Origin of the sequence: Bradyrhizobium sp. Mp27, from assembly GCF_029953005.1 — a bacterium.
Taxonomy (GTDB): domain Bacteria; phylum Pseudomonadota; class Alphaproteobacteria; order Rhizobiales; family Xanthobacteraceae; genus Bradyrhizobium; species Bradyrhizobium barranii.
Genome location: NZ_JASAUS010000004.1, coordinates 39,687 through 64,818 on the forward strand (window position 1 = coordinate 39,687; position 25,132 = coordinate 64,818).

The following is a 25,132-nucleotide window of genomic DNA, read 5'->3' on the forward strand; positions in this document are numbered from 1 at the left end:
GACGACCCAGCGGGACGGGAAGATAGCTTTTGGCGAACAACCGGTCAAATCTCGAAGGCGCGCAATATGCGACCGCCGTCACGTCGTCATTGCGAGTGCAGCCGTCGGCGTACCGGAAACCACGTGAATGGTTAGAGACGTGAGCCGCTACTTTGCTTTGGCCTGTATCGGCTTCGGTGCCGGCACGGCGGCCCATTCCTTGTCGGCGCGGGGGCCGTTGAGATCGCCGGTGAGGCCGACGAGCTGGCCGGGCAGCACGTCGAGGGTCTGTTGCCAGGTCTGGGTCTGACACAGGAACTTGATCAGGCAACCCCTGAGCTTGAGGCGATCGGCGGAGTCGCGCCACAGCGAGATCGAATAGGATTTGCCGTCCTCGGCATTGTAGATCTCGCCGGCAAACTGTCCCTCCGGCGTCGCCTGCAAACCCATGATGAGCTGATGGCCGAGCAGCGCGCGGGCGCGCTTGTCGGGATCGGGATTCTCCTTGTCGCGATAGGGCTGGCCGCGCTTGTCGGTCGGCTCCTTCATCCAGACGATGAAGCCGCAGATGCGGTCGCGCGACGGCCCGCAACGCTCGAGCCTGATGCGCGCGCGGCCGTCCTGGACGAGCCAGGTGCCGCTGGGATCGGGCGGCGCCGCGGCGCCGGCGCGACCGCCAAACACCGTCATCAGGATCGTGATCGCAACGCGCAGCACGAAGCGAAGGACAATGTTCATCAGCGGCACCTTTCGTTGGATGGGTCGCGGCGTCAGTTCAATTGCGCCATCAGCGCGTCGGCGCCCTTGTCGAGGCCGGCGGTGGCGGCAGCGAGCGCGCCGGCGGTGGCCTTGATGTCGTAGGCAGCAGGGTATTGCTTGGTGACGTAGGCGGAGAGCAGGCGCGCAGTGGCGGCATCGAAGATCTCGACGCCGTAGATGACCGAGCCGGTCATGGTGCCCTCGCCGTCGCGCGCGGCCTGCACGCCGTTGTAGACGGCGCCGGCGACGTCGAAGCGGGAGAGCGTGCCGAGCACCGGCGTGTTGGCGACCGCGCCGGTGAGTGTCAGCCTGATCCGCAGCGTCTCCGGCCCACGCTCGCGCACCAGCGCGAAGCGGCCGCGCAGACCCTCGGCGAAACGGGTCTGCATGTAGGCGGCAAGCGTCGCCTTGTCCTCGTCGGACATGTCGCCGAACTGGTGATCCCTGCCGCGATAGACCACGACCGGTTCGAGGATGACTTTGTTATAAGCGCGCCAGTCGACCGGCGTGGAATAGCGGTGGGGCACGCGGCCGGAGGCGTCCGACCTGTCCGGCGCCATGTAGGCTGAGGACGCCATCCCGGAATACGGCACGGGGGCGACGGTGGCGCAGCCCGCGACGGCTGAGCCAAGCAGCAGCGTTCCCAGACCGCGCAGGGCGATCGAGCGATTCATTCCAGACTCCTCCAGCGGCTTGCTGCCAAGGCAATGGCGACCGCAGCCGCGTACGGGACCAGACGCGGCTGCGGCGCTCACCAGTGCCAACCCAGGGCTTCGTCCGGGGCCATCTCGGAAGCCTTGGGCCGTCTCAGTGCGTCCATTTATAAAACCGACTGGACGGTTTGTAAAGTTCAAAAACATGGGCCTGGCACATTTGGCCGCAGGCGCGGCTTTGGGCAGCGATCGGCGAGAAATCGTTAACGATGAATCAGGCGCGCTTGCGCGGCGTTGCGGCCTTCGCCGCCGATGGCGCGCGGGATTTGGCGGTGCCTTTGGCGGCCGGCCGCTCGAGGCCGGCCCACTGCGCGTCGTCGAGCAGACGCGCGAACAGCCGCTGGTGCTCATCCTTGCTGAGCGGCGACATGCCGAACAACGAGCTCAGCAGCAGTCCCATCGCGCCGGCCCAGCGCAGCATCGCGAGATCGGGATCAGCGGCCTCTTCCCTGATCGCCGCCATTCTCTCCATCTCGCGCTCGCGCGGCAGCGCCATCAGGCTCGGATTCTCGACCATGGCCGCAACCAGCGCCAGCGCGGCAGAATTCGGCGAGATGGCCGCTTCGCGCACGGTCGCGAGCTGGGTCGCCAAGTTGGGATTCGCGGAGGTCGCGCTCACCTTTGCCATCGTGCTGGTGGCGAACTCCTCGAAATGCGCCATCTGCCGGTCGAGCAACGCCTTCAGCACCGCTTCCTTGGTGCGGAACTGATGCATCACGCCGCCCTTGCTGAGCCCGCTCTCGCGCGCGATCGCATCCAGCGTCAGCCGGCCCGGCCCGTCGCGCGCGATGATCGCGATGGCCGCTTCGAGTGCGGCGTTACGGGATCGTTCGGAGCGGCTGGCATTGTCCATGGCCGACTTGTCTCCGTGACAAGACAATGAATCAAGTGAAAACAGGACGCGCTGTACATTTTTTGTGCGAACACTGTCGAGACTTTCATCTTGCGGCCTCGAATGAGACTGTGTGAGCCTCGATATCGGATGGGGACTGGGATGGGTCGGCCGGAGCTTCGCGCGCCATGACGTGCGACGCGTTTTCGGCCGGTCTCGCTTGAGAAAGATACGACATGCCAAAACGAGTGTTGCTTGGTGCCCTCCTGGCTTGCGGCCTCACGGCCTCGGCGCTGGCGCAAGAGCCGAGGACGGGGGGCGTGATCAACGCCGTGATCCAGCCCGAGCCGCCCGGCCTGATGCTTGCGCAGGTCCAGAACGGACCGACTCAAATGGTCTCGGGCAACATCTTCGAGGGCCTGCTGCGCTACAGCCCCAAGCTCGAGCCTCTACCGGAGCTTGCCGAAAGCTGGAGCGTCAGCGAGGACGCCAAGACCTACACCTTCAAGCTCAAGAAGGGCGTGACCTGGCATGACGGCAAGCCCTTCACCGCCGCCGACGTCCTGTTCTCGATGGAGATGCTGAAGCAGACGCATGCGCGTGCCCGCACCAATCTGGCGCAGGTCGACAAGATCGAGACGCCGGACGACTATACGGTGGTGTTCACGCTGAAGCAGCCGTTCGGACCGTTCCTCGGCATCTTCGAGGTCGGCTCGATGCCGATGGTGCCGAAGCATCTCTATGAAGGCACCGACTGGAAGACCAACCCCTACAACAACGCGCCGGTCGGCACCGGCCCCTTCATGTTCAAGGAGTGGCAGAAGGGCTCGTTCATCCGCCTGGTCAAGAACCCGAACTACCACGAAAAGGGCAAGCCCTATCTCGACGAGATCTACTGGCAGATCATTCCCGACGCGGCCGCGCGCTCGGTGGCGTATGAGACCGGCAAGGTCGACGTGCTGCCCGGTGGCTCCGTCGAGAATTTCGACGTGCCCAGGCTGTCCAAGCTGAAGGACACCTGCGTCACGGGCGCCGGCTGGGAGTTCTTCTCGCCGCTCGCCTGGCTATGGCTCAACAACCGCCAGGGTCCGCTCGCTGACAAGCGGGTTCGGCAGGCGATCATGTACGCGATCGACCGCGACTTCGCCAAGGACGTGATCTGGAACGGGCTCGGCAAGGTCGCGACCGGCCCGTCCGCCTCGACCATCAGGTTCTACACCGACGACGTGCCGAAATACCCTTACGATCCGGCCAAGGCCAAGGCGCTGCTGAAGGAAGCCGGCTACAAGGGCGAGAAGATCCGCCTGCTGCCGCTCGCCTATGGCGAGACCTGGCAGCGCTGGGGTGAAGCCGTGAAGCAGAACCTCCAGGACGTCGGCATGAACATCGAGACCATCGCCACCGACGTTGCCGGCGGCAACCAGAAGATCGGCGACTGGGATTACGACATCGCCTTCACCTATCTCTACCAGTACGGCGATCCCGCGCTCGGCGTCGGCCGCAATTATATCTCCAGCAACATCGCCAAGGGGCAGGTCTTCAACAACGTCGAAGGCTACTCCAACCCGGAGATCGACAAGCTGTTCGCCGACGGCGCGACCGCGACGCCGGACTCGAAGCGCAAGGAGATCTACGAGAAGGCGCAAAAAATCCTGGTCGAGGACGTGCCGGTGGCCTGGATGCTGGAACTGCAATTCCCGACCATCACGCGCTGCAAGGTCAAGAACCTGATCACCACGGGGATCGGGGTCAATGACGGCTTCAAGGACGCATGGCTGGACAAGTGAGCTTTGCCCTTTTCACCTCTCCCCGCTCGCGGGGAGAGGTCGAATGTGCGCGAAGCGCATATTCGGGTGAGGGGGTACAGGTCTATCGGCATTCTCCCGCGTGGAGAGAGGCCCCTCACCCCAACCCTCTCCCCGCAAGAGCGGGGCGAGGGAGCGCACTGCCCCAGTGGCTCCAGGTCACGCTAAAAGATATGACTCTCTAATATGCTCTCCTTCGTCGCTCAGCGTATCGTGAAGGGCGTGATCGTCCTGCTCGCGATCGTCGTCCTCAATTTCTTCCTGATCCGGCTTGCGCCCGGCGACCCTGCGGTCGTGATGGCGGGCGAGGCCGGTGCCAGTGACCAGGTCTTCGTCAAGCAGCTCCGGGAAAAGTTCGGCCTCGACAAGCCGCTGCCCGAGCAGCTCTTCATCTACGTCAAGGGCGTCGTCACGCTCGACCTCGGCTTCTCCTTCCGCCAGCAGGCGCCGGTCGCGAAACTGATCGGCGAGCGGCTGCCGGCGACGCTGCTGCTGACGCTGACGGCATTCGCGATTTCGCTGATGCTTGGCGTTCTCTTCGGCACCTTTGCCGCGCGCTTTGCCGGAACCTTCCTCGACACGGCCATCACCGTGTTCGCCCTGATCTTCTACGCCATGCCGATCTTCTGGGTGGCGCTGATGGGAATCCTCCTGTTCTCGGTCACCATGGATTGGCTGCCGAGCTTCGGTTACGAGACGGTCGGCGCCAACCTCACCGGCCTTGCCCACGCAGTCGACGTCGCAAAGCACCTGATCATGCCGGCGATGACGCTCGGCCAGTTCTTCATGGCGACCTACACCCGCATGACGCGCGCTTCGATGCTGGAGGTGAAACGCCTCGACTTCGTCAAGACCGCGCGCGCAAAGGGCCTCTCCGACGCCGTGATCCAGCGCCGCCACGTGCTGCGCAACGCGCTGCTGCCGGTCGTGACGCTGGCCGGTGTGCATTCCGGCACGCTGATCGGCGGCGCCGTCATCACCGAGACCGTGTTCGCCTGGCCCGGCATCGGGCGTCTGATGTACGACGCGCTGCTCCAGCGCGACTACAACCTCCTGCTCGGCGTCTTCGTGATCTGCTCCGCCATGGTGCTGATCTTCAACCTCATCACCGACCTCGTCTACCGCCTGGTCGACCCGCGCATCGAATTCGCCTCATGAAACAGTTCTGGAAATCGATGCTGAAGAGCCCGAGCGGCGTCGTCGGGCTCGTCATCCTTGTCCTTGCGATCTCGATCGCGGTGTTCGGGCCGATGCTGTTCCCGAATTCACCCTGGCGCATGGTGCAGCGGCCGTTCCTGCCGCCCTTCACGCTCTCGACCGTCCCGCTCGGCACCGACGCGCTCGGCCGCGACGTGTTCGCCGGCATGATCTTCGGCGCGCGCGTATCGCTGCTGGTGGGTCTCGTCTCCACGCTGGTCGCGCTGGTCGTCGGCGTTCCCATTGGTGCCATGGCCGGCTATTTCGGCGGCAAGGTCGACGACGCCCTGATGCGCTTCACCGAATTCTTCCAGACCATTCCGAGCTTCGCGCTCGCGATCGTGCTGGTCGCGATCCTCCAGCCCTCGATCTACTCGATCGTGGCCTCGATCGCGGTGGTGAGCTGGCCGCCGGTCGCCCGCCTCGTGCGCGGCGAGGTGCTGTCGCTGCGCACGCGCGAATATGTCCAGGCCGCCGTCGTCACCGGCCAGAGCAACACCTGGATCATCCTGCGCGAGATCCTGCCCAACGCGCTGTCGCCGGTGATCGTGCTGGCTTCGCTGATGGTGGCGACCGCCATCCTGCTGGAATCCTCGCTGGCGTTCCTTGGGCTCGGCGATCCCAATCTGATCTCCTGGGGCTACATGGTCGGCGCCGGCCGCACCGTGATCCGCCAGGCCTGGTGGATCACCGTGTTTCCCGGCGTCGCCATCCTGATCTCGGTGCTTGGGCTGAACCTGATCGGCGAAGGCCTCAACGACGCGCTCAATCCGCGCCTGTCGCGGGAGGGCCGCTGATGATGACCGCCCCGCCCGCCGTCTCGATCAAGAATCTGCGGATCGCGCTGCCCAAGGGCGCCGAGCGTCCGTTCGCGGTCGACGGCGTTTCGCTGGATTTGCGGCCGGGCAAGATCGTCTGCGTCGTCGGCGAATCCGGCTCCGGCAAGTCGATGTGCGCGCATGCTCTGATGGGCCTGTTGCCTGATACGGTCACCGTCACCTCCGGCGAGATCCAATTCGAAGGCCGCGACCTGCTCAAGCTCGATGACGACGGCTGGCGCGATTTGCGCGGCCGCCGGCTCGCGATGATTTTTCAGGAGCCGATGACCGCGCTCAATCCGTTGATGCGGATCGGCGACCAGATGGCGGAGATGTTCGAGGCCCACGGCCTGCTGACGCCGAAGGAGCGGCGTGCAAAGGCGCTGTCGCTGGCGCGCGAGGTCGGCCTGCCCGACCCCGAGCGCATTGTCCGCGCCTATCCGCACCAACTCTCCGGCGGCCAGCGCCAGCGCGCCATGATCGCGATGGCGCTCGCGCTCGAGCCCGCGGTGCTGGTCGCGGACGAGCCGACCACCGCGCTTGACGTCACCACGCAGGCGCAGATCCTGAAACTGATCCGCAACCTCCAGCGCAACCGCAACATGGCGGTGATGTTCATCACCCATGATTTCGGCGTGGTCGCCGACATCGCCGACCAGGTCGTGGTGCTCAGGCATGGCAAGGTCATCGAGGAAGGCCCCGCTAGCTCCGTCTTCAACAATCCGCAGCATGACTACACCAAGGCGCTGCTCGCCGCCGTGCCGTCGATGGATCCGCCGGCGCGCGAGCCGCTCGATGACCAGGCCAGGGCCGTCGAAGTGATCGGGCTGGACAAGACCTACGTCACATCCGGCGGCTGGTTTCGCGAGGACCGCCGCGTCGATGCCGCGCGCGAAGTCAACTTCAACATTCTCAAGGGCGAGACGCTCGGCCTCGTCGGCGAATCCGGCTCCGGCAAATCGTCGGTGGCGCGTCTGGTGATGCGACTGATCGAAGCCGACCGCGGCACGGTGCGGATCGGCGAGACCGACCTGACGCAGCTCTCGGGCAAGGCGCTCCGCGCCGAGCGCCATCGCATCCAGATGATCTTTCAGGATCCGTTCGCCTCGCTCAATCCGCGCCGCAAGGTCGGTCACATCATCGCCGACGGTCCGATCGCAGCCGGCATCGATCCGAAGGTGGCGTTCGACCGCGCGCGCGATCTCCTCAAGATGGTCGGGCTGGATGCCGGCGCGCTCGACCGCTACCCACATGAATTCTCCGGCGGCCAGCGTCAGCGCATCGGCATTGCGCGCGCGTTCGCGCTCGAGCCCGAGATCATCGTCGCCGACGAAGCCGTCTCCGCGCTCGACGTCTCCGTGCAGGCGCAGGTGCTGCGACTGCTCGAAGACCTCAAGGCGCGCCTTGGCCTCTCGATGCTGTTCATCACCCACGATTTGCGCGTCGCAGCGCAAATCTGTGACCGCATCGCGGTGATGCAGCGCGGCGCCATCGTCGAGTTGAAGCCGACCGCGCAGCTCTTCGCCGCGCCGGAGCATGCTTACACGCGCGAGCTGCTGGCGGCGGTGCCGGGCCGCAAGGAGCGCGCGCCGGCGGCGTGAGTTAGTCGATCGCGGTTGCTACTTGGCCGGAGGATTAGTATTCTTCCAGGTGGGGACTGAGTTGGTCACGCCGACCGATGGTTGATTAGACGTTCCGACCGACGGCGCCGTGACGGTCCCGACGGTCTGTCCGGAGCTTCCATAGGTCGTGCCCTGCGTTGCTGGCGGAGCCACCGCTCGTGTTGCCTTGGGTGCCCGCCGCGGACGTCTGCGCGCTTGCAGCGAAGGGCGATGCGGCAAATCCGACAGCGAGAAGTACCGCAATTGTGCGTCTCGTTCTTGTCATGGCTAATCCTTTCGGGCGCGGTCTCTCAGTCGCGTCGGCCGTTCGCTCGTCGAACCACTCGTGCACTGAGCAATCTTACAACTCCACCCGCGCGAAAATGTGCCGCAAGACGATCACAATGCAGGGCCTGACGCTCCATCACGATGGCGCGACGAGCAGCTCCAGCCGAGCAGGGGCGCACTCCCGGCGCCTTGGCTCGCCGCCGCACCGGGACGCAAGCAGCGCGCACCGGCAACGTCAGGCCAGTTCATGGCTGAGGGTATTCCGCTCCTCTTCGCGCAACGGAGCACTCACGGGCATTTTATCCCTCGTGACCGTCCGCACAGATGCGAAACACAGGCCGGCACCCCACATTCGCATGGAATGATTTCCATCATCTGATGATGGATGTCCGATCCATTGGAGCCGATATGGGCCAGGTTATTCAGCTTGTCTCGAAATCCGAACGCGAGCGCGTTCGCCTCATTCAGGAAGCGCGCGCGATCTACGACAGCATTTTTCCGCCGGCTGATCCGAGCGGCGAGCCGCAGAGCAAGGCGACGATCGGCCGCGCGGCCAACGGCGACGCAGGAAATCTGGCGTGATCAAGATCATCGCGGTGCTGTGCAGCCTCTCCTCTCCGGCAAATTGTCACGAGCAGATCGTTACCACGTCGGACTTCGCCAACGTCTCGATGCAGTCCTGCCTGATGGGCGCGCCGCAGCTCGCCGAATGGATGAACCAGCATCCGGCCGAACGCCTGGCTGGATGGCGCTGCGTGTTCGGTCAACAGACCGGCAGGGGCGCCTGAGGCCACAGGCCGTCTGGTCAGGGACGGCGCCATCCAGTTGAACCGTGACGAGCATGCATCGCCAGGCTAGAATGGCGACACTGCTTGGCAGAGGGGGACGCCGGATGGAGGTCGCCAGCCTCGTTCTTCCCGTGTTCGCAATCATCGTCACCGGCTGGCTTGCCGGTGTATCAGGTTATCTCTCCCGCTCGCTTGCGGACGCGCTGGTGCATTTTGCCTACAACGTGGCGATGCCGGCGCTGCTGATCGTCACGATCGCCCAGGAGCCGGCGCGCAACCTGCTGGAATGGCGCTTCCTGCTCGCTTTCGGAGGCGGCTCCCTCCTCTGCTTCGCGCTGGTCTTCCTGGCGGTCCGTGCGGGCGGCAAGCACGACCTCGCCAGCAGCACGATCCATGGCATGGCGGCGGCCATGACCAATACCGGCTTCGTGGCACTCCCGATCCTGCACGCGATCTACGGCCAGCCCCGTCTTGCCCGCCGCGGTGGCGACGGTGTTCGTCGCCGGCGTGATGTTTCCGCTCACGGTCATCCTGCTGGAAAGGGACGTGCGCAGCCCTGCGCATTCCGCCGGGCTGGTGAAGCAGATCCTGCTCAATCCGATGGTGCTGTCGACGCTGATCGGTCTCGTCTGGGCGATCACGGGCTTGCCGATTCCGGCGCCCGTCGCGGCCTATCTGAACATCATTGCCGCCGCGCTCACGCCCTGCGCGCTGTTTGCCATCGGGCTTGGCCTGTCGGTCGACGGCCTGCGATCCAACCTGAAAGCATCGTTCGCGCTCGCGACCGTGAAGCTGGTGGTGATGCCGCTGATCGTCTACGGACTTTGCGTGGTCACCGGCCTCAATCCGCTCTACACGATCGCCGCCGTCATATGCGCGGCCGTGCCGACGGCAAAGACCGTCTATGTGCTGGCACACGAGCACAAGGTCGAGGAGAAGCTGGTCGCGGCCACCGTCTCGGTCACGACGATGCTGTCGGTCGCGACATTGCTGGTCGCGCTCTACCTGCTCTCCGGCCTCGCGCCCGGCACGCGTTGACGGTCACCGGCGCGCCCGGCGACGTGTCCTCTATCTCGTGGTGTTGCTCCAGGTCGGCACCGAATTGGTCACGCCGACCGACGGCCAATTGTACGATCCGATCGAGGGCGCCGTGACCGTCCCAACCGTCTGTCCGGACGACCCGTAGGAGGTCCTGGGCTGGGTGACCGGCAATGCGGCGGCGCCATAGGTCGGGGCCACCACGCTCGTGCTGTGGTGATGCCGGCTCGGCCGGGCCTTCTTCGCTTCGGCTGCGAAGGGCGCGGCAAGCAATCCGACGGTGATGAGTGCGGCAATGGCGGGTTTGATGCTTGTCATGGCGGTTCCCTTCATTGGCTGCGAGCCCATTGTGCCATGTGTTCATTCAACGCGGAATTTCCATGGGTACCCGTTCATAACTTCGTGCACGCCCGAATGTGCCTGACCCAGGCCGCCGCCGTGGTCATCGTCGCTTCGGGCGACACGCCTTGCGGCCGTGTCGCTCCTTGACTGTCGCGACAGAGTGCATCAGCTCCTTGAAGGCGGCTATCGCCGGATCGTCAGCGAGCGCGTGGTCGGACCGCGACTCCAGATGCTCGACCACGGCCAGCAACGCGTCCGCGATCTGTCCGATCTGCTTGCCGTAACCGGCGACATCCGACAGCACGTCCTTCTCGACATCTGGCGCCGAGGATTGCCCCACCGTGATGTTGACGAGGCCGAACTGGCCGCCGGTGGGACTGAAGAACGACGGATAAATGGACTGGACGACATCCCCAGACAGGGGCAGCTTGAACACAGGCATGCGATTTCGCCTCGCTGATGCTCGACCGGCACGGACACACTATCACGACCACCCGCCTTCGGATGGACCCGAATCAGCGCTAGTGCATCGCCTTCAGTGACTTCCCTGGACGCAAGCAGCATGACCGGCCCCGAACTGAAGCAGCTCCGCAACGACCTTTCCGATGCGCTCGAGCGCAAGCTCACCGCGGCCGACATGGCCAGGCTTTGCGGACTGCCGGAGCAGGGCGGCGCCGACACCATCCGGCGCTGGGAGGTCCGTGGCCCGACGCCGTCCGCGACCAAGGTGCTGCGCGTGCTCGCGATGGCGAGCGAGCGCTATCCGATCATGGAGAAGTTCGACGTCTTCGATCGCCACGACGTCCGCGAGGAAGACCGGCCCGCAAGGCGCGCGGCCTTCCGCGAGCAGATGCGCGATGAGGTGAGGCGGCGGCTTGGTTAACGAGAGGAGCGCGCAAGTTACTCGAGACGTGCGACGTTAAGCCTTCCTTCACCACTTCTTAAGCCGGCATTAAGCACGAAAATCATTTGCAGCCCAATAAGTTAGGTTGGCTGTCGTTGTGCCATGCATGTGACAGCATTTTCGTCAAAAGCGAGCTATCTGCAAAACCAACGACGGCGCGGACAGCGCGCCTGCCGGGGACCAAAGTGCTGGAGTTCAAGACGATGAAGAAGATTTTGTTTGCAACCGTTGCGCTGCTCGTGGTGAGCGCTGCCGCGCCGGCCGTCGGCGCCGATCTCGGCAACCGCAACTATTACAAGGCGCCCGCGCCGGCCTATGCCGCGCCGATCTACAATTGGACGGGCTTCTATATCGGTGGCCATGTCGGCGGCGCGTTCTCCAGCGACAACAATTTCAACGGCCTCTCCACCGGCAACAACGGCAACGGCCGTTTCCTCGGCGGCGTGCAGGTCGGTGCGGACTGGCAGTTCAACCCGAACTTCGTGGTCGGCGTCGAAGGCCAGTATTCCTGGCTCTCCGGCAGCGTCGGCGCGGCGTTCCCCGGCGGCGTCGCCTACAGCAACGACCAGCGTGGCCTCGGCTCGATCACCGGCCGCGTCGGCTACACCTGGGGTCCTGGCCTGCTCTACGTGAAGGGCGGCTACGCCTATTCCGACAACAACGAGAAGGTGACGATTGGCGGCGTGCCGACGGGCTTCATCATCGATGGCGATCACCGCAACGGCTACACCGTCGGCGCCGGCCTCGAATACATGTTCGCCCCGAACTGGTCGGCCAAGGCCGAGTACCAGTACTACAATTTCGGCGACGCACACTTCACCGCGGGCCCGCTGGTGGGCACCGGCAACTTCACGACCGACGACCACACCTTCAAGGCGGGCGTCAACTACCGCTTCAACTGGGCCAATTCGGCGGTCGCGCGCTACTGATCGCGCCCCAAAAATCTCTTCGCAATCAAGGGCCGGCAATTCTGCCGGCCCTTTCTTTTTTCGCTGTGCGGAACAGGCGCAACCGATTGTGCAACTTGCGATTTTTTAACCCGACCCAGGGATACTCCGCGGCGAAAATATAAAGATCACGCGTGGGGGAATTTCGATGGCGATCCGTCTGGGTGCTGGCCGTGTCCTTGGCCGTCTCAAGCCTCGTTTCAAGATGCCAAGGTGGGGCGTGCGCGGCAGCCTGTTCGCCGCCTTCGCATTGATCGCGGGCATGGGCCTCGTCATCGCAGCCGGCGCCGGCTTCGTCTTCAATCACCTCGGCGCGACCATGATGGATCTGAGCGGCCGCGACATCCCGCGCCTCTCCGCCAGCCTGCAGCTCGCCTCGCAAAGCGCGACGCTCGCGGCGCAAGGCCCGGGCCTGCTGGCATCGCCCTCCGACGAGGCGCTGAAGGAACGCACCAAGAGCGTGAAGGACATCCAGCAACTCGCCATGGCCAAGCTCGGCGAGATCATCGAGCTCGGCGCCGACAAGCAGATCGCGACCGCGCTGCGCGACACCGCCAAGAGCATCGACGAGGCGACCCAGAGCCTGGTGTCGGCCGCGCGCGAGCGGCTCGAGACCGGCGCGCTGCATGACAAGCAGTATGAGGCGCTGCGCAAGGCGCAGCTCACCTTCGTCGGCGCGGCCGGTCCTGCGATGCTGGACGCACAGACGCGCCTGAACGCGATCCTCGGCGCGGCGGAAGTGTCCGCCGATGATGCGACTGAGGCTGCCCGCACCGTCTCCCAAGTCGCGACAATCTCCGCCAACGGCAATCTGATGGCCGCCGACATGATGGCGGCGCTGTCGGCCAACAACAGCGACACACTGGAGGCGATCGAGAAGGAGTTCAAGGCGACGCGCGACCGCGTCAAGTCGAACCTCGAGGACCTCCCGAACACGCCCTCGATGCAGACGGTGCGCGACGCCGTGCAGAAGCTGTTCGCCTTCGGCGAGGGCAAGACCGGTGTGTTCAAGATCCGCCAGAAGGAGCTCGACGCCATCGACTACGGCCAGACCATTCTGGACGAGACCCGCAAGCTCAATGTCGGTCTCGGCATCAGCGTGCAGCAGCTCGTCGACGGCGTGCAGAAGGAGACCAACGCGTCGACCTTCCAGGCGCGCCAGGAGATCTCGCTCGCCACCACCGCGATGCTGGCGCTGGGCGCGCTGATGCTGGTCGGCTCGGCGCTGTTCGTCTGGCTCTATGTCGGCCGCAACATCCTGCGGCGGATCGGCGCGCTGCATCAGTCGATGCAGCTGCTCGCGAACGGCGACCTCGAGACCGAGATCTATCGCTCGAAGCACCACAACGTCGAAATCTCGGTGATGGCGAACACGCTGCAGGTGTTCCGCGAGAGCATGATCGAGGCGCGCGCGATGTCGAGCGAGCAGGACAAGGACCGTGCCGCCAAGGCCGAGCGTGCCGCGCGCATGGAAGCGAAGATCGCCGATTTCGAGGGCACGGTACGCAACGCGCTCGACAATCTCGCGCAGTCGGCCAATTCGATGCAGTCCACCGCGCAGAGCATGTCGAACACCGCCGACCAGTCCAACGCGCTGGTGAACGCGGTCGCCTCCGCCGCGGAGGAGACCTCGGTCAACGTGCAGACCGTGTCATCAGGCACCGAGCAGCTGTCGTCCTCGATCGAGGAGATCAGCAAGCAGGTCGTCACCTCGGCCGCGATCGCCAGGAAGGCGGTCGACGAGGCCGGCGCCACCGACACCACGGTGCAGAGCCTTGCCGACAGCGCGAGCCGCATCAGCGTCGTGGTCGACCTGATCCAGACCATCGCCTCGCAAACCAACCTGCTCGCGCTCAACGCCACCATCGAGGCGGCGCGCGCGGGCGAGGCCGGCCGCGGCTTCGCGGTGGTCGCCTCCGAGGTGAAGAGCCTCGCGAGCCAGACTGCCAAGGCGACGGAAGAGATCCGCACCCAGATCGCCAGCATGCAGCACGTCACCACCTCGGCGGTGGGCGCCATCCAGGGCATCGGCCGGATCATCGGCGAGATCAACGACGTGACGACGACGATCGCCGCCGCGGTCGAGGAACAGGGCGCGGCCACCCGCGAAATCGCCCGCAACATCCAGCATGCCGCCGGCGGCACCAGCGAGGTCTCCAGCAACATCATCGGCGTCTCCACGGCTTCGGCGGAAGCCGGCGCGGCGGCGAGCGAAGTGCTGGGCGCCTCCGACGCGCTCCGCCGTGAAGCCGACATGCTGCGCGGAGAGATCGACGCGTTCCTCAACAACATGCGGGCGGCGTAAGGACTCGGGCCCGTGTCCCCGTAGCCCGGATGGAGCGAAGCGTAATCCGGGGATCGTGCCACAAGCGCGAAGGCCCCGGATTTCGCTTCGCTCCATCCGGGCTACGGAAAAATCCGTCCCGGTATGACCGCCATGCGGAGACCACGGCCCGGCCTTTTTCGGCTGGCGCCCCGCGCCCGGCGGGTTTAAGCCGGTAGCATGAACCCGAAAACCGACACCGTGCAGTCCTCGGCCGAGGCCTTGCGCTATCCCTGGGAACAGCATCCCGGCCCCGAAGAGATCGTCGAGGTGCGTCCCGGCGTGTTGTGGGCACGGCTGAAACTGCCGTTCCGCCTCAACCACGTGAACATCTACCTGCTCGCCGACGGCGACGGTTATACCATGATCGATGCCGGCTTCGGCAACGAGGAGACGATCGAGGCCTGGACCAGACTGTTCGAGGGGCCGCTGAACGGCGTCAACATCACGCGCCTGATCGTCACGCATTCGCATCCCGATCACGTCGGCCTCGCGGGGTGGATCGTCGAACGGTTCAACTGCCCGCTGGTGATGTCGCAGGTCGAATATCTGCAATCTGTCTACCACCAGAACCGCGGCACCGAGGAGCGGCGCGAAGCCCAGCGGCTGTTCTTCCGCCGCCACGGCATGGACGAGTCGCTCACCGAAAAGCTGCTCGGCCGCGGCCAGGATTATCTCAAGCGCGTCTCGGTGCTGCCGCCGTCCTACCGCCGCATCTCGCATGGCGCCGAGGTCGTGATCGGCACCCGCCGCTTCAAGGTCATCACCGGCGGCGGACACGCGCTCGACCAGGTGATGCTGTATTGCGCCGACGACAAGCTGTTCCTCTCCGCCGACCAGGTGCTGAGCAAGATCTCGCCCAATGTCAGCGTCTGGGCGGTCGAGCCCGACCAGAACTCGCTCGGCGAATATCTGGCCTCGCTCGCGAGCCTGACCACCACCCTGCCCTACGACCTGCTGGTGCTGCCTGGCCACGGCGTGCCGTTCTACGGTCTGAAGACCCGCATCAAGCAGCTCGCCGACCACCACGAGGAGCGCTGCCGCCTGATCGCGGAAGCCTGCAGCGAGGTGCCGCAGACCTCGCGCGCCCTGGTGCCTGTCGTGTTCAACAAGCACGTGCTGGACGAGCACCAGATGGGCTTTGCTGCCGGCGAACTCGTTGCCCACGTCAACTACATGATCGTCGAGGGCCGGCTGACGGCGGAGACGAAAGACGGCGTGCTGCAGTTCCGGACGACGTGAGCCACGGCGTCATGGCCGGGCTTGTCCCGGCCATCCACGTTCTTTCAGGTCGAAACGAGTTCGGATGCCCGGGACAAGCCCGGGCATGACGAGTTTATGGAAGCGGCTCACTTCATATTCGCGATCGCGTGCAACGCCGCAATGTAGCCGAACGGGCCGAGCCCGCAGATCACACCGGTTGCCACGAACGAGATCTTGGAGTGGCGGTGATATTCGTCGCGGGCGTGGATGTTGGAGATGTGGACTTCCAGCACCGGGCCTTCGAAGGTCTTGATTGCGTCCATGATCGAGACCGAGGTGAAGGACAGGCCGGCCGGATTGATGACGATCGCATCGGCATCCTGCCGCGCCGACTGGATCCGATCGACCAGCACGCCTTCATGGTTGGACTGGTGGAAGGCGAGCTTGAGCGCGAGCTTGGCGGCCGCTTCCTCGCAGCTTGCGTTGACCTGGTCGAGCGTGGTCGTGCCGTAGATGTGCGGCTCGCGGATGCCGAGCATGTTGAGGTTGGGACCGTTGAGGATCATCACGCGCTTCATGGACAGGTCCTTCTGGAAGTTAGCCACCGAACCACTTGGCCGGGCCGGTGACGAGAACGGGAAACAGCGTCAGCAAGGCTAGCACGACGAGCTGCGCGATCATGAAGGGCCAGACGCCGCGGATCAGATCATCCATCGAGACGCGGGCAACGCCACAGACGACGTTGAGCACGACACCGACCGGCGGCGTGATCAGGCCGATCGCATTGTTGATGATGAAGAGCACGCCGAAATAGACGGGGTCGATGCCGGCCTGCTTGACGATCGGCATCAGGATCGGTGTCAGGATCAGGATCGTCGGCGTCATGTCCAGCGCGGTGCCGACGATGACGACGATGATCATCAGAACGAAGGTGAGGAGGGTCTTGTTGCCCGCGAACGGTTGCACGAGCGCCACGATCTGGTCGGAGATCTCGGCAACCGTGATCAGCCAGGACGATACCAGCGCCGCGGCGACGAGGAACATCACGACAGCCGTGGTCTGCGCGGTACTCGCCAACAGTGCCGGCAGTTGTGCCGGCCTGAGCTCGCGATACACGCCCATCGCCACCACCAGCGAATAGACGGCGACGACGACGGCCGCTTCCGTCGGCGTGAAGATGCCGAAGCGCAGGCCTAAAATGATGATCATCGGCAGCATCAGGGCCCAGAAGCCGTCGATCAGCGCGCGCCAGATCTCGGTGATGCTCTTGCGTGGCAGGCGCGCCGGATTCTCCTTGCGCACCACCCACCACCAGGCAAAGCACAGGCCGACGCCGAGCAGCAGGCCCGGCACGATGCCGGCCAGAAACAGCTTCGAGATCGAGACATTGGCGGCGACGCCGAAGATGACGAAACCGATCGAGGGTGGGATCACCGGAGCGATGATCCCGCCGGCCGCAACGAGGCCAGCCGCGCTGGCGCGATTGTGGCCGGCGGCGGCCATCATCGGCACCAGGAGCGCACCGAGCGCCGCGGCGTCCGCGACCGCCGAGCCCGAGAGCGAGGCCAGGATGCATGACGTCAGGATCGCGACATAGCCGAGCCCGCCGCGGAAATGGCCGACCAGCGCGATGGCGAAGTTGAGGATGCGGCGCGCCAGGCCACCGGTGTTCATGACTTCGCCGGCGAGGATGAAGAACGGCACCGCCATCAGCGGAAAGGAATCGACGCCATTGATGACGTTCTGCGCGATGATCTGGGAATCGAACATCGCGAGATAGGTCATGAGCGCGATGCCGCAGATGATCAGCGCAAACGCGATCGGCATGCCGATCGCCATGGCGCCGAGCAGCGAGAAGGTGAAGACGGCGACAGTCATGCCTGCTGCTTTCCGCTCGCGGCGCCAGGAGAATGCGGGAGCTCCTCGGATTCGCTGATGGCGATCAGATCGGCATCGGCGACCTGCCCGGTCACGAGCCGATAGAGCTCGTGCACGATGATCACAGAGGAGGAGGCGCCGAACACGATCCCGGCAGCGTAGAACAGGCCGACCGAGAGCCCCGAGGCGGGCGCCACCGTGTCCCAGTTCAGCACCGTCTGCTTCCAGGAGCCTTCCGTCAGCAGCACGGAGGCATAGAGCATCAGCGCGTGGCTGAGGCCGTAACAGACCTTGCGGCCAAACGGCGACAGCACCTTGACGAGGCTGTCGACGCCGAGATGGGCATGCTCCTTCAGGCCGATGATCGCGCCCAGAAACACCATCCACACGAACAGCCAGCGCGACAGCTCTTCTGAGATCGCGATCCCGGAATTGAAGCCGTAGCGCAGCACGACGTTGCCGAACACCAGCACCACCATGGCGGCGAGCAGCACCGCGATCACCGCGCGGAGCAGCCAGAAATAGGCGTCGACCATCGTTTTCATCATGTCCGGCCTGCTGCGCGTCGGCTTACGGCTTCAACGCGTGCACGCGGTCGAGCTCACTGTTGAACAGCTTGACGATGGCGGGGTCGTAGTCGGCCGAGAATTTTTCCGCGATCGGCTTTGTCTTCTCGCGCATGCGATCGAGCTCGGCGGGTGCGATCTCGTTGACGGCCATGCCCTTGGCCTTGAGCTCGTCGATCGCGGCCGTGGCCTGCTCGCGGCTGACCTTGCGCTGGTAGTCGCGCGCCTCGATGGCGGCGTCCTGCAAAATCTTCTGCTCGTCAGGCGAAAGACCGTCCCAGAATTTCTTGCTGATCAGGATGATGTTGGTCGAATAGGTGTGGTTGGTGACGCTGAGATATTTTTGCACCTCGAAGAACTTGTTCGACAGGATCACGGAGAACGGGTTCTCCTGGCCGTCGACGGTGCCTGTCTCCAGCGCGCTATAGAGCTCCGAGAAACTCATCGGCACCGGGTTGGCGTTGAAGGCCTTGAAGGTCTCCAGATAGACCGGGTTCGGGATCACGCGGATCTTGATGCCACCGAGGTCCTCGCCCCTGGTGATGGCACGCTTGCTGTTGGTGACGTTGCGGAAGCCGAGATCCCAATAAGCGAGACCAACCAGCCCCTTCTCGGGCAGCTTTGCCAGCAGCGCTGCGCCGAGCGGACCATCGAGCAGGGCGTCGGCCTGCTGCGGCGTCGAGACGATGAAGGGGAAATCGATCAGGCCGTAATCCTTGACGATGCCGACCAGCGACGTCGTCGCCGGCGACTGCATCTCCTGGGTGCCGGCGCGCAGCGCCGATTGCTGCTGCATCTCGCTGCCGAGCTGGTTGGCCGGATATTCGCGCACCTTGAGCTTGCCGCCACTCTTCGCCGCGACGATCTCGGCGAATTTCTGCACGCCTTTGCTGACGGGATGGTCGGTGTTGTTGAGGTGCCCCCAGCGGATGGTGCGCTCCTGAATGGCCTGCGCCGAGGCCGGCCCCATCGCGCCCAAGGCGACCGCGCCGATCGCCGCCACCAAAGCCAGACCTTTGAACCGAACGGGCATCGCCCCCTCCCCTGTTGATCTCGTTCTTAAGGGCAGGAACGTCTTATATGACGAATTATAAATCAACCTATATTTTCTATTTTGTCTGATATTACAAAAAACGCTTGATAAAGCTGCGAAATTTGGCAAATCGCACGCCCAACGCGCTAGGATGAGGCATGGACACCCTTCCCGACACGACCGCCGAGACGGTGGGCGACAGCGCCTACCGCCGCATCCGCACCGACCTGATCTTCGGCAAGCTGACGCCGGGGCAGAAGCTGAAGCTCGAGCGGATGAGCGGGGCCTACGGCACCAGCATCTCGACGCTGCGCGAGACGCTGAACCGGCTGTGCTCGGAAGGTTTTGTCGTCGCCGAAGGCCAGCGCGGCTTCGAGGTCGCGCCGATCTCGGCGACCGAATTCCAGGAGATCGCTGAGCTGCGCGAGCTGCTCGAGGGTCACATGATCGAGAAGTCGTTCGCGGCCGGCGATCTCGACTGGGAGGCGCACATCGTCTCGGCGCATCACAAGCTCGCGGCGATGGAGCGCATGCTGCTGTCAGGCGAGCGGTCCGATGCCGAGAGCTGGAAACAGTGCGATTTCCAGTTTCATCGCGCGCTCGTCGCGGCCTGCGGCTCGAAGGTGCTGCTCGATGCGCATGCCGCGGTCTATGACCGCTATCTGCGCTACCAGATGATCGCCGTGGTGTTCCGCGGCGAGATGGCGGCAGCCGAGCATCGCGAGCTGAAGGAGCTGGCGCTGAAGCGCGACGCCAAGGGCGCGAACAAGGTGCTGCACACCCACATCCATGATTGCGTGGCGCATGCCTTGCGCAATTCGGATTGGTTAAAGCCGGTGGCCGCCGTCAAGGACGCGCGGAGCGAGCCGCGCAAGAAGGCCAAGGCCGGGTAGACCCGCACCGCCGCCGATGGTGCAAAGCAACATTGGCTCTCGCGCGAACTTGATCGGGATCAAGTTTCAAATCGCACGATAGGGCATTTTGCCCAAATGCTCCCCATGCCCAAATGTGGGATAGCGCATAGACTCTAGAGCTGGAAACGCTCTAAGAAGATGCGCCCTTTTTGGTCAGTTCCGTCTTAGGTTTTGCCGATGGATTACGCCCAGTTCTTCAATACCGCCCTCGATCGTCTCCACACCGAGCGGCGCTACCGCGTGTTCGCCGATCTCGAACGCATCGCCGGCCGGTTCCCGCATGCGCTCTGGCACTCGCCGAAGGGCAAACGCGACGTCGTGATCTGGTGCTCCAACGATTATCTCGGCATGGGCCAGCACCCGAAGGTGGTCGGCGCCATGGTCGAAACCGCGACCCGCGTCGGCACCGGCGCGGGCGGCACCCGCAACATCGCCGGCACGCATCATCCGCTGGTGCAGCTCGAGGCCGAGCTCGCCGATCTCCACGGCAAGGAAGCGTCGCTGCTGTTCACCTCGGGCTATGTCTCGAACCAGACCGGCATCGCCACCATCGCGAAGCTCATTCCGAACTGCCTAATCCTGTCGGACGAGCTCAACCACAATTCGATGATCGAGGGCATCCGCCAGTCCGGCTGCGAGCGCGTCGTGTTCCGCCACAACGACCTCGCCGACCTCGAAGAGAAGTTGAAGGCCGCAGGTCCGAACCGGCCGAAGCTGATCGCCTGCGAGAGCCTCTATTCGATGGACGGCGACGTCGCTCCGCTCGCCAAGATCTGCGACCTCGCCGAGAAATATGGCGCGATGACCTATGTCGACGAGGTCCACGCCGTCGGCATGTACGGCCCGCGCGGCGGCGGCATCGCCGAGCGTGACGGCGTCATGCATCGCATCGACATTCTCGAAGGCACGCTGGCCAAGGCATTCGGCTGCCTCGGCGGCTACATCGCCGCTAACGGCCAGATCATCGACGCCGTGCGCTCCTACGCGCCGGGCTTCATCTTCACCACCGCGCTGCCGCCGGCGATCTGCTCGGCCGCGACCGCCGCGATCAAGCACCTGAAGACCTCGAACTGGGAGCGCGAGCGCCACCAGGACCGCGCCGCCCGCGTCAAGGCGATCCTCAACGCCGCTGGCCTGCCTGTGATGTCGAGCGACACCCATATCGTGCCGCTGTTCATCGGCGATGCCGAGAAGTGCAAGCAGGCGTCCGACCTGCTGCTGGAACAGCACGGCATCTACATTCAGCCGATCAACTATCCGACGGTTGCCAAGGGCACCGAACGCCTGCGCATCACGCCCTCGCCCTATCACGACGACGGCTTGATCGATCAGCTCGCCGAAGCGCTCTTGCAGGTATGGGACCGCCTGGGTCTGCCGCTCAAGCAAAAGTCGCTGGCGGCGGAGTAGGCTTGCTTCCACCCTCCCCTGGAGGGAGACGGGGTGGGGTGACAGTCTCTCCACCTCTGACGCTGCTCGTGTGGAAGATCACCCCACCCCGCTCGCGCTTCGCGCGATCGACCCTCCCCCTCCAGGGGAGGGTAAGAGCCGGTCGCTCGTCCCACGGCTTAACGACAACCCCAGTTCCTCCCCCCAAAAAGCATTTCGCTGTCGCTTGCGCCCGCCCAACGCGCTAGATTTGCTGGGAAAATGAGTTCGGGCGCCCTCGCGCCCAGGGAGAAGCGCGCTCGCCATGCTGCACGACTGGGGCGTGATCGCTGCCGCCTTCGGCTATATCGGCTTCCTGTTCCTGGTGGCGAGCCACGGCGACCGCCGCTCGCCGGCCGGGCGCGGCCGCGCATCCGGGCTGATCTATCCGCTGTCGCTCGCGATCTATTGCACCTCCTGGACCTTCTTCGGCTCGGTCGGCTTCGCCACCCGCGCCTCGACCGACTTCCTCGCGATCTATGTCGGCCCGATCCTGATGATCGGGCTCGGCGCCGGCGTCCTGCGCCGTGTGATCCAGCTCGCGAAAGCGCACAACATCACCTCGATCGCCGACTTCATCGGCGCGCGCTACGGCAAGAGCCAGGCGGCGGCGGCAACGGTGGCGCTGATCGCGATCATCGGCTCGGTGCCCTACATCGCGCTCCAGCTCAAGGCGGTCGCCTCCTCGCTCGAAACGATCCTGAGCGAGGACCAGGCGTTCTCTCACATCCCGATCCTCGGCGACATGGCGCTGATGGTGACGCTGGCGATGGCCGCCTTCGCCGTGCTGTTCGGCACGCGGCAGACCGACGCCACCGAGCATCAGCACGGCCTGATGCTAGCGGTCGCAACCGAATCCATCGTCAAGCTGATCGCCTTCCTCGCCGCCGGCATCTTCGTCACCTTCTGGATGTTCTCGCCGCACGAATTGATCGAGCGCGCGATGAAGACGCCGGAGGCGGTGCGCGCCATCAACTATTCGCCGTCGATCGGCAACTTCCTCACCATGACGCTGCTGTCGCTCTGCGCGATCATGCTGCTGCCACGCCAGTTCCACGTCAGCGTGGTCGAAAACTCCTCGGATGCCGAGGTCAGCCGCGCGCGCTGGCTGTTCCCGTTCTATCTCGTCGCCATCAATTTGTTCGTGATCCCGATCGCGCTCGCCGGCCTCGTCACCTTTCCGTTCGGCGCGGCCGATCCGGACATGTATGTGCTAGCGCTGCCGATGGAGGGCGGCGCGGGACTTCTCAGCGTCGCCATCTTCGTCGGGGGGCTGTCGGCGGCGACCGCGATGGTGATCGTCGAATGCGTCGCGCTCTCCATCATGGTCTCGAACGACCTCGTGGTGCCCCTGATGCTGCAGCGGCGGCCGGAGGGGCGCACCGGCGGCGCCGATTTCAGCGACTTCCTGCTGCGCTCGCGCCGGCTTGCGATCTTCGCCATCATGGTGATGGCCTATTTCTACTACCGCGCGCTCGGCAACACCCAGCTTGCGGCGATCGGCCTGCTCTCCTTTGCCGCCATCGCCCAGCTCGCGCCAAGCTTCTTCGGCGGGCTGTTGTGGCGGCGCGCCACCGCGCGCGGCGCCATCGGCGGCATGCTGGTCGGCTTCGCGGTGTGGCTCTACACGCTGTTCATCCCGAGCTTCATGGATTCCTCGACGGCGGGAATCCTGCTGGTCCAGCACGGCCCGTTCGGCATCGAGGCGTTGCGCCCGCAGGCGCTGTTCGGCGCCGACCTGCCGCCGCTGATGCACGGCGTGATCTGGTCGCTGTCGCTCAACATCCTGACCTATGTGCTGCTGTCGCTGGCGCGGCGGCCATCCTCGATCGAGCTGGTGCAAGCCGATCTGTTCGTACCCAACACGCTCGCACCGATCTCCCCGAACTTCCGCCGCTGGCGCACCACCGTCACGGTGCAGGACATCCAGACCACGGTCGCGCAATATCTCGGGCCAGACCGCGCCCGGCATTCGTTCGAGGCATTTTCGTTGCGGCGCAACGTGCGCCTGGAATCCGGGGCGCCGGCCGATTTCGAGCTGCTGCAACACGCCGAGCACCTGATAGCCTCTTCGATCGGCGCGGCCTCCTCGCGGCTCGTGATGTCGCTGCTGCTGCGCAAGCGGACGGTCTCGGCGAAAGCGGCGCTGAAACTGCTCGACGATTCCCACGCGGCGCTGCATTTCAATCGCGAGATCCTCCAGACCGCGCTCAACCATGTCCGCCAGGGCATCGCCGTGTTCGACGCCGATCTGCAACTGATCTGCTCCAACCGGCAGTTCGGCGAACTCCTGAACGTGCCGCCGCATTTCATCCAGTTCGGCACGCCATTGCGTGAAATCCTGGAATTCATGGGTGTGAGCGAGCCGGACAATCCGGTCGAGCGCGAAGCCATGCTGGAGCGGCGGCTCGCGGCTTACACCACCGACGGCGAGCCTTATCTCGAGCGCCTGCCCGACCGCCACATGGTGATCGAGATTTTGACCAACCGCATGCCCGGCGGCGGCTTCGTCATCACCTTCACCGATGTCACGCCCACGTTCGAGGCCGCCGAAGCGCTGGAGCGCGCCAACGCGACGCTCGAAAAGCGGGTGCGCGACCGCACCGAGGAGCTGACCCGGCTGAATTCCGAGCTGGCGCTGGCCAAGAGCGCGGCCGAGGACGCCAGCATCTCCAAGACGCGATTCCTGGCGGCAGCCAGCCACGACATCCTTCAGCCCCTGAACGCGGCGCGGCTCTATGTCACGAGCCTGGTCGAGCGCCAGCACAGTGGCGAGGAGACGCGGCTGGTCGAGAACATCGACGAATCGCTCCAGGCGATCGAGGAGATCCTCGGCGCACTGCTCGACATATCGCGGCTGGATGCCGGCGCGATGACGACCTCGACGTCGAGCTTCAAGATGGCCGATCTGATGCGCTCGCTGGAGATCGAGTTTGCGCCGATCGCACGCGCCAAGAACCTCGAGCTCGCCTTCGTGCCCTGCTCGCTGCCGGTCGAGTCGGACCGGCTGTTGCTGCGGCGCCTGCTCCAGAACCTGATCTCCAACGCGATCAAATACACCCCGCGCGGACGCGTGCTGGTCGGCTGCCGCCGCCAGGGCCCTTCGCTGAAAATCTGCGTCTACGACACCGGCGTCGGCATCCCGCCGGTCAAGCGCGGCGAGATCTTCAAGGAATTCCACCGCCTCGAACAGGGCGCGCGGATCGCCCGCGGCCTCGGACTCGGCCTCTCGATCGTCGAGCGTCTTGCACGCGTGCTCAAGCACGGTATCGCCATCGACGGCAACAAGAGCGGCGGCTCGGTCTTCTCCGTGACAGTGCCGACAGCCAAGGCGATCACCCACACCGCTGCCGTGACCAGCGCGACGCCGCTGGCCCGTAGGCCGATCTCGGGCGCTCTCATCGTCTGCATCGAGAACGACGCAGCGATCCTCGACGGCATGCGCACGCTGCTGAAGGCCTGGGACGCCGAGGTGATCGCGGTCGCCGACCCCGAGGGCGCGATCGCCGCGATCGAAGGCGCGGGCCGCCGCGTCACCGGCCTGCTGGTCGATTATCACCTCGACCGCGGCAACGGCATTGCCGCCATCCGCGACATCCGCCGCCGCTTCGGCGACGGCATCCCCGCGATCCTGATCACAGCAGACCGCAGCCCCGCGGTGCAGGTCGCCGCGCGCGAGGAAAACGTCGCGGTGCTCAACAAGCCGGTGAAGCCGGCCTCGCTCCGCGCCCTGCTGGGACAGTGGCGCACGCAGCAGATGGTGACGGCGGAGTGAGACG

General features: G+C 64.9%; 23 protein-coding genes and 1 pseudogene. 15 read left to right on the forward strand and 9 right to left on the reverse strand.

The window, feature by feature from the left end; genetic code table 11:
* Positions 1-147: 147 nt before the first annotated feature.
* The 3 genes from QJT78_RS04175 to QJT78_RS04185 all read right to left on the reverse strand — a co-directional run bounded on the left by QJT78_RS04175 (position 148) and on the right by QJT78_RS04185 (position 2,304).
* The gene (locus QJT78_RS04175) at positions 148-717 is read right to left on the reverse strand and encodes a DUF2147 domain-containing protein (protein ID WP_028148681.1); all 570 of its coding nucleotides are present in this window, start codon (positions 715-717) and stop codon (positions 148-150) included.
* Between the two features lie 32 nt (positions 718-749).
* On the reverse strand, positions 750-1,412 hold the full coding sequence (locus QJT78_RS04180) for a DUF3313 domain-containing protein (RefSeq protein WP_028148682.1): 663 nt from the start codon (positions 1,410-1,412) through the stop codon (positions 750-752).
* 253 nt (positions 1,413-1,665) lie between these two features.
* The gene (locus tag QJT78_RS04185) at positions 1,666-2,304 is read right to left on the reverse strand and encodes a TetR/AcrR family transcriptional regulator (protein ID WP_028148683.1); all 639 of its coding nucleotides are present in this window, start codon (positions 2,302-2,304) and stop codon (positions 1,666-1,668) included.
* A 215-nt stretch (positions 2,305-2,519) separates the two neighbouring features.
* Here QJT78_RS04185 and QJT78_RS04190 point away from each other — a divergent pair, with 215 nt between their 5' ends.
* The 8 genes and pseudogenes from QJT78_RS04190 to QJT78_RS04225 all read left to right on the forward strand — a co-directional run bounded on the left by QJT78_RS04190 (position 2,520) and on the right by QJT78_RS04225 (position 9,818).
* Positions 2,520-4,070, forward strand: coding sequence for an ABC transporter substrate-binding protein (locus QJT78_RS04190; RefSeq protein WP_038942205.1), 1,551 nt, complete (start codon positions 2,520-2,522; stop codon positions 4,068-4,070).
* 204 nt (positions 4,071-4,274) lie between these two features.
* Positions 4,275-5,246 (forward strand): ABC transporter permease, encoded by a 972-nt coding sequence (locus QJT78_RS04195; protein ID WP_038942206.1) that lies wholly within the window; start codon positions 4,275-4,277, stop codon positions 5,244-5,246.
* Positions 5,243-6,082 carry an ABC transporter permease gene (locus tag QJT78_RS04200; protein ID WP_028148686.1) on the forward strand — a complete coding sequence of 280 codons (840 nt, stop codon included), beginning with the start codon at positions 5,243-5,245 and terminating at the stop codon, positions 6,080-6,082. Before QJT78_RS04195 ends, QJT78_RS04200 begins: the two co-directional genes overlap by 4 nt.
* Before the next feature lie 2 nt (positions 6,083-6,084).
* On the forward strand, positions 6,085-7,704 hold the full coding sequence (locus tag QJT78_RS04205; RefSeq protein WP_028148687.1) for an ABC transporter ATP-binding protein: 1,620 nt from the start codon (positions 6,085-6,087) through the stop codon (positions 7,702-7,704).
* Between the two features lie 696 nt (positions 7,705-8,400).
* Positions 8,401-8,574, forward strand: a complete 174-nt coding sequence (locus QJT78_RS04210) for a hypothetical protein (protein ID WP_193375907.1) — start codon at positions 8,401-8,403, stop codon at positions 8,572-8,574.
* Complete coding sequence (locus QJT78_RS04215) at positions 8,571-8,780, forward strand: hypothetical protein (protein ID WP_028148688.1); 210 nt, start codon at positions 8,571-8,573, stop codon at positions 8,778-8,780. Before QJT78_RS04210 ends, QJT78_RS04215 begins: the two co-directional genes overlap by 4 nt.
* 104 nt (positions 8,781-8,884) lie before the next feature.
* Positions 8,885-9,196 (forward strand): annotated as a pseudogene (locus QJT78_RS04220) (AEC family transporter); the annotation flags it as partial.
* 130 nt (positions 9,197-9,326) lie between these two features.
* The gene (locus QJT78_RS04225; RefSeq protein ID WP_240537488.1) at positions 9,327-9,818 is read left to right on the forward strand and encodes an AEC family transporter; all 492 of its coding nucleotides are present in this window, start codon (positions 9,327-9,329) and stop codon (positions 9,816-9,818) included.
* Positions 9,819-9,848: 30 nt separating this feature from the next.
* On the opposite strand, the gene QJT78_RS04230 is transcribed toward QJT78_RS04225, so the two are convergent.
* Positions 9,849-10,136: a hypothetical protein gene (locus tag QJT78_RS04230; RefSeq protein WP_038942207.1), complete on the reverse strand. Its 288-nt coding sequence runs from the start codon at positions 10,134-10,136 to the stop codon at positions 9,849-9,851.
* A gap of 124 nt (positions 10,137-10,260) precedes the next feature.
* Positions 10,261-10,602, reverse strand: coding sequence for a hypothetical protein (locus QJT78_RS04235; RefSeq protein ID WP_028148689.1), 342 nt, complete (start codon positions 10,600-10,602; stop codon positions 10,261-10,263).
* A 120-nt stretch (positions 10,603-10,722) separates the two neighbouring features.
* On the opposite strand from QJT78_RS04235, the gene QJT78_RS04240 reads away from it, so the two are divergent.
* The 4 genes from QJT78_RS04240 (at position 10,723) to QJT78_RS04255 (ending at position 15,576) form a co-directional block, all read left to right on the forward strand.
* Positions 10,723-11,043 (forward strand): hypothetical protein, encoded by a 321-nt coding sequence (locus QJT78_RS04240; RefSeq protein WP_028148690.1) that lies wholly within the window; start codon positions 10,723-10,725, stop codon positions 11,041-11,043.
* 224 nt (positions 11,044-11,267) lie between these two features.
* Positions 11,268-11,993, forward strand: coding sequence for an outer membrane protein (locus QJT78_RS04245; RefSeq protein WP_028148691.1), 726 nt, complete (start codon positions 11,268-11,270; stop codon positions 11,991-11,993).
* Positions 11,994-12,159: 166 nt separating this feature from the next.
* Positions 12,160-14,316, forward strand: a complete 2,157-nt coding sequence (locus tag QJT78_RS04250; RefSeq protein ID WP_281460181.1) for a methyl-accepting chemotaxis protein — start codon at positions 12,160-12,162, stop codon at positions 14,314-14,316.
* 198 nt (positions 14,317-14,514) lie between these two features.
* A complete protein-coding gene (locus QJT78_RS04255) occupies positions 14,515-15,576 on the forward strand; it encodes an MBL fold metallo-hydrolase (RefSeq protein WP_028148693.1) in 1,062 nt (353 codons plus the stop codon).
* 107 nt (positions 15,577-15,683) lie between these two features.
* On the opposite strand, the gene aroQ is transcribed toward QJT78_RS04255, so the two are convergent.
* Genes aroQ through QJT78_RS04275 form a run of 4 tightly spaced genes read right to left on the reverse strand, consistent with a single transcriptional unit; the run spans position 15,684 to position 19,014 of the window.
* Positions 15,684-16,115 (reverse strand): type II 3-dehydroquinate dehydratase, encoded by a 432-nt coding sequence (gene aroQ, locus QJT78_RS04260; protein WP_038942208.1) that lies wholly within the window; start codon positions 16,113-16,115, stop codon positions 15,684-15,686.
* 19 nt (positions 16,116-16,134) lie between these two features.
* On the reverse strand, positions 16,135-17,415 hold the full coding sequence (locus QJT78_RS04265; RefSeq protein ID WP_038952068.1) for a TRAP transporter large permease subunit: 1,281 nt from the start codon (positions 17,413-17,415) through the stop codon (positions 16,135-16,137).
* A complete protein-coding gene (locus tag QJT78_RS04270) occupies positions 17,412-17,963 on the reverse strand; it encodes a TRAP transporter small permease (RefSeq protein WP_240537489.1) in 552 nt (183 codons plus the stop codon). Before QJT78_RS04270 ends, QJT78_RS04265 begins: the two co-directional genes overlap by 4 nt.
* Positions 17,964-17,985: 22 nt before the next feature.
* A complete protein-coding gene (locus QJT78_RS04275; protein ID WP_038942211.1) occupies positions 17,986-19,014 on the reverse strand; it encodes a TRAP transporter substrate-binding protein in 1,029 nt (342 codons plus the stop codon).
* A gap of 158 nt (positions 19,015-19,172) precedes the next feature.
* Here QJT78_RS04275 and QJT78_RS04280 point away from each other — a divergent pair, with 158 nt between their 5' ends.
* From QJT78_RS04280 to QJT78_RS04290, 3 genes are all read left to right on the forward strand, one after another.
* Positions 19,173-19,907, forward strand: a complete 735-nt coding sequence (locus tag QJT78_RS04280) for a GntR family transcriptional regulator (RefSeq protein ID WP_028148696.1) — start codon at positions 19,173-19,175, stop codon at positions 19,905-19,907.
* 198 nt (positions 19,908-20,105) lie between these two features.
* A complete protein-coding gene (gene hemA / locus QJT78_RS04285; RefSeq protein ID WP_028148697.1) occupies positions 20,106-21,335 on the forward strand; it encodes a 5-aminolevulinate synthase in 1,230 nt (409 codons plus the stop codon).
* A 283-nt stretch (positions 21,336-21,618) separates the two neighbouring features.
* Positions 21,619-25,128: a PAS domain-containing hybrid sensor histidine kinase/response regulator gene (locus QJT78_RS04290; RefSeq protein WP_212490646.1), complete on the forward strand. Its 3,510-nt coding sequence runs from the start codon at positions 21,619-21,621 to the stop codon at positions 25,126-25,128.
* Positions 25,129-25,132 lie beyond the last annotated feature (4 nt).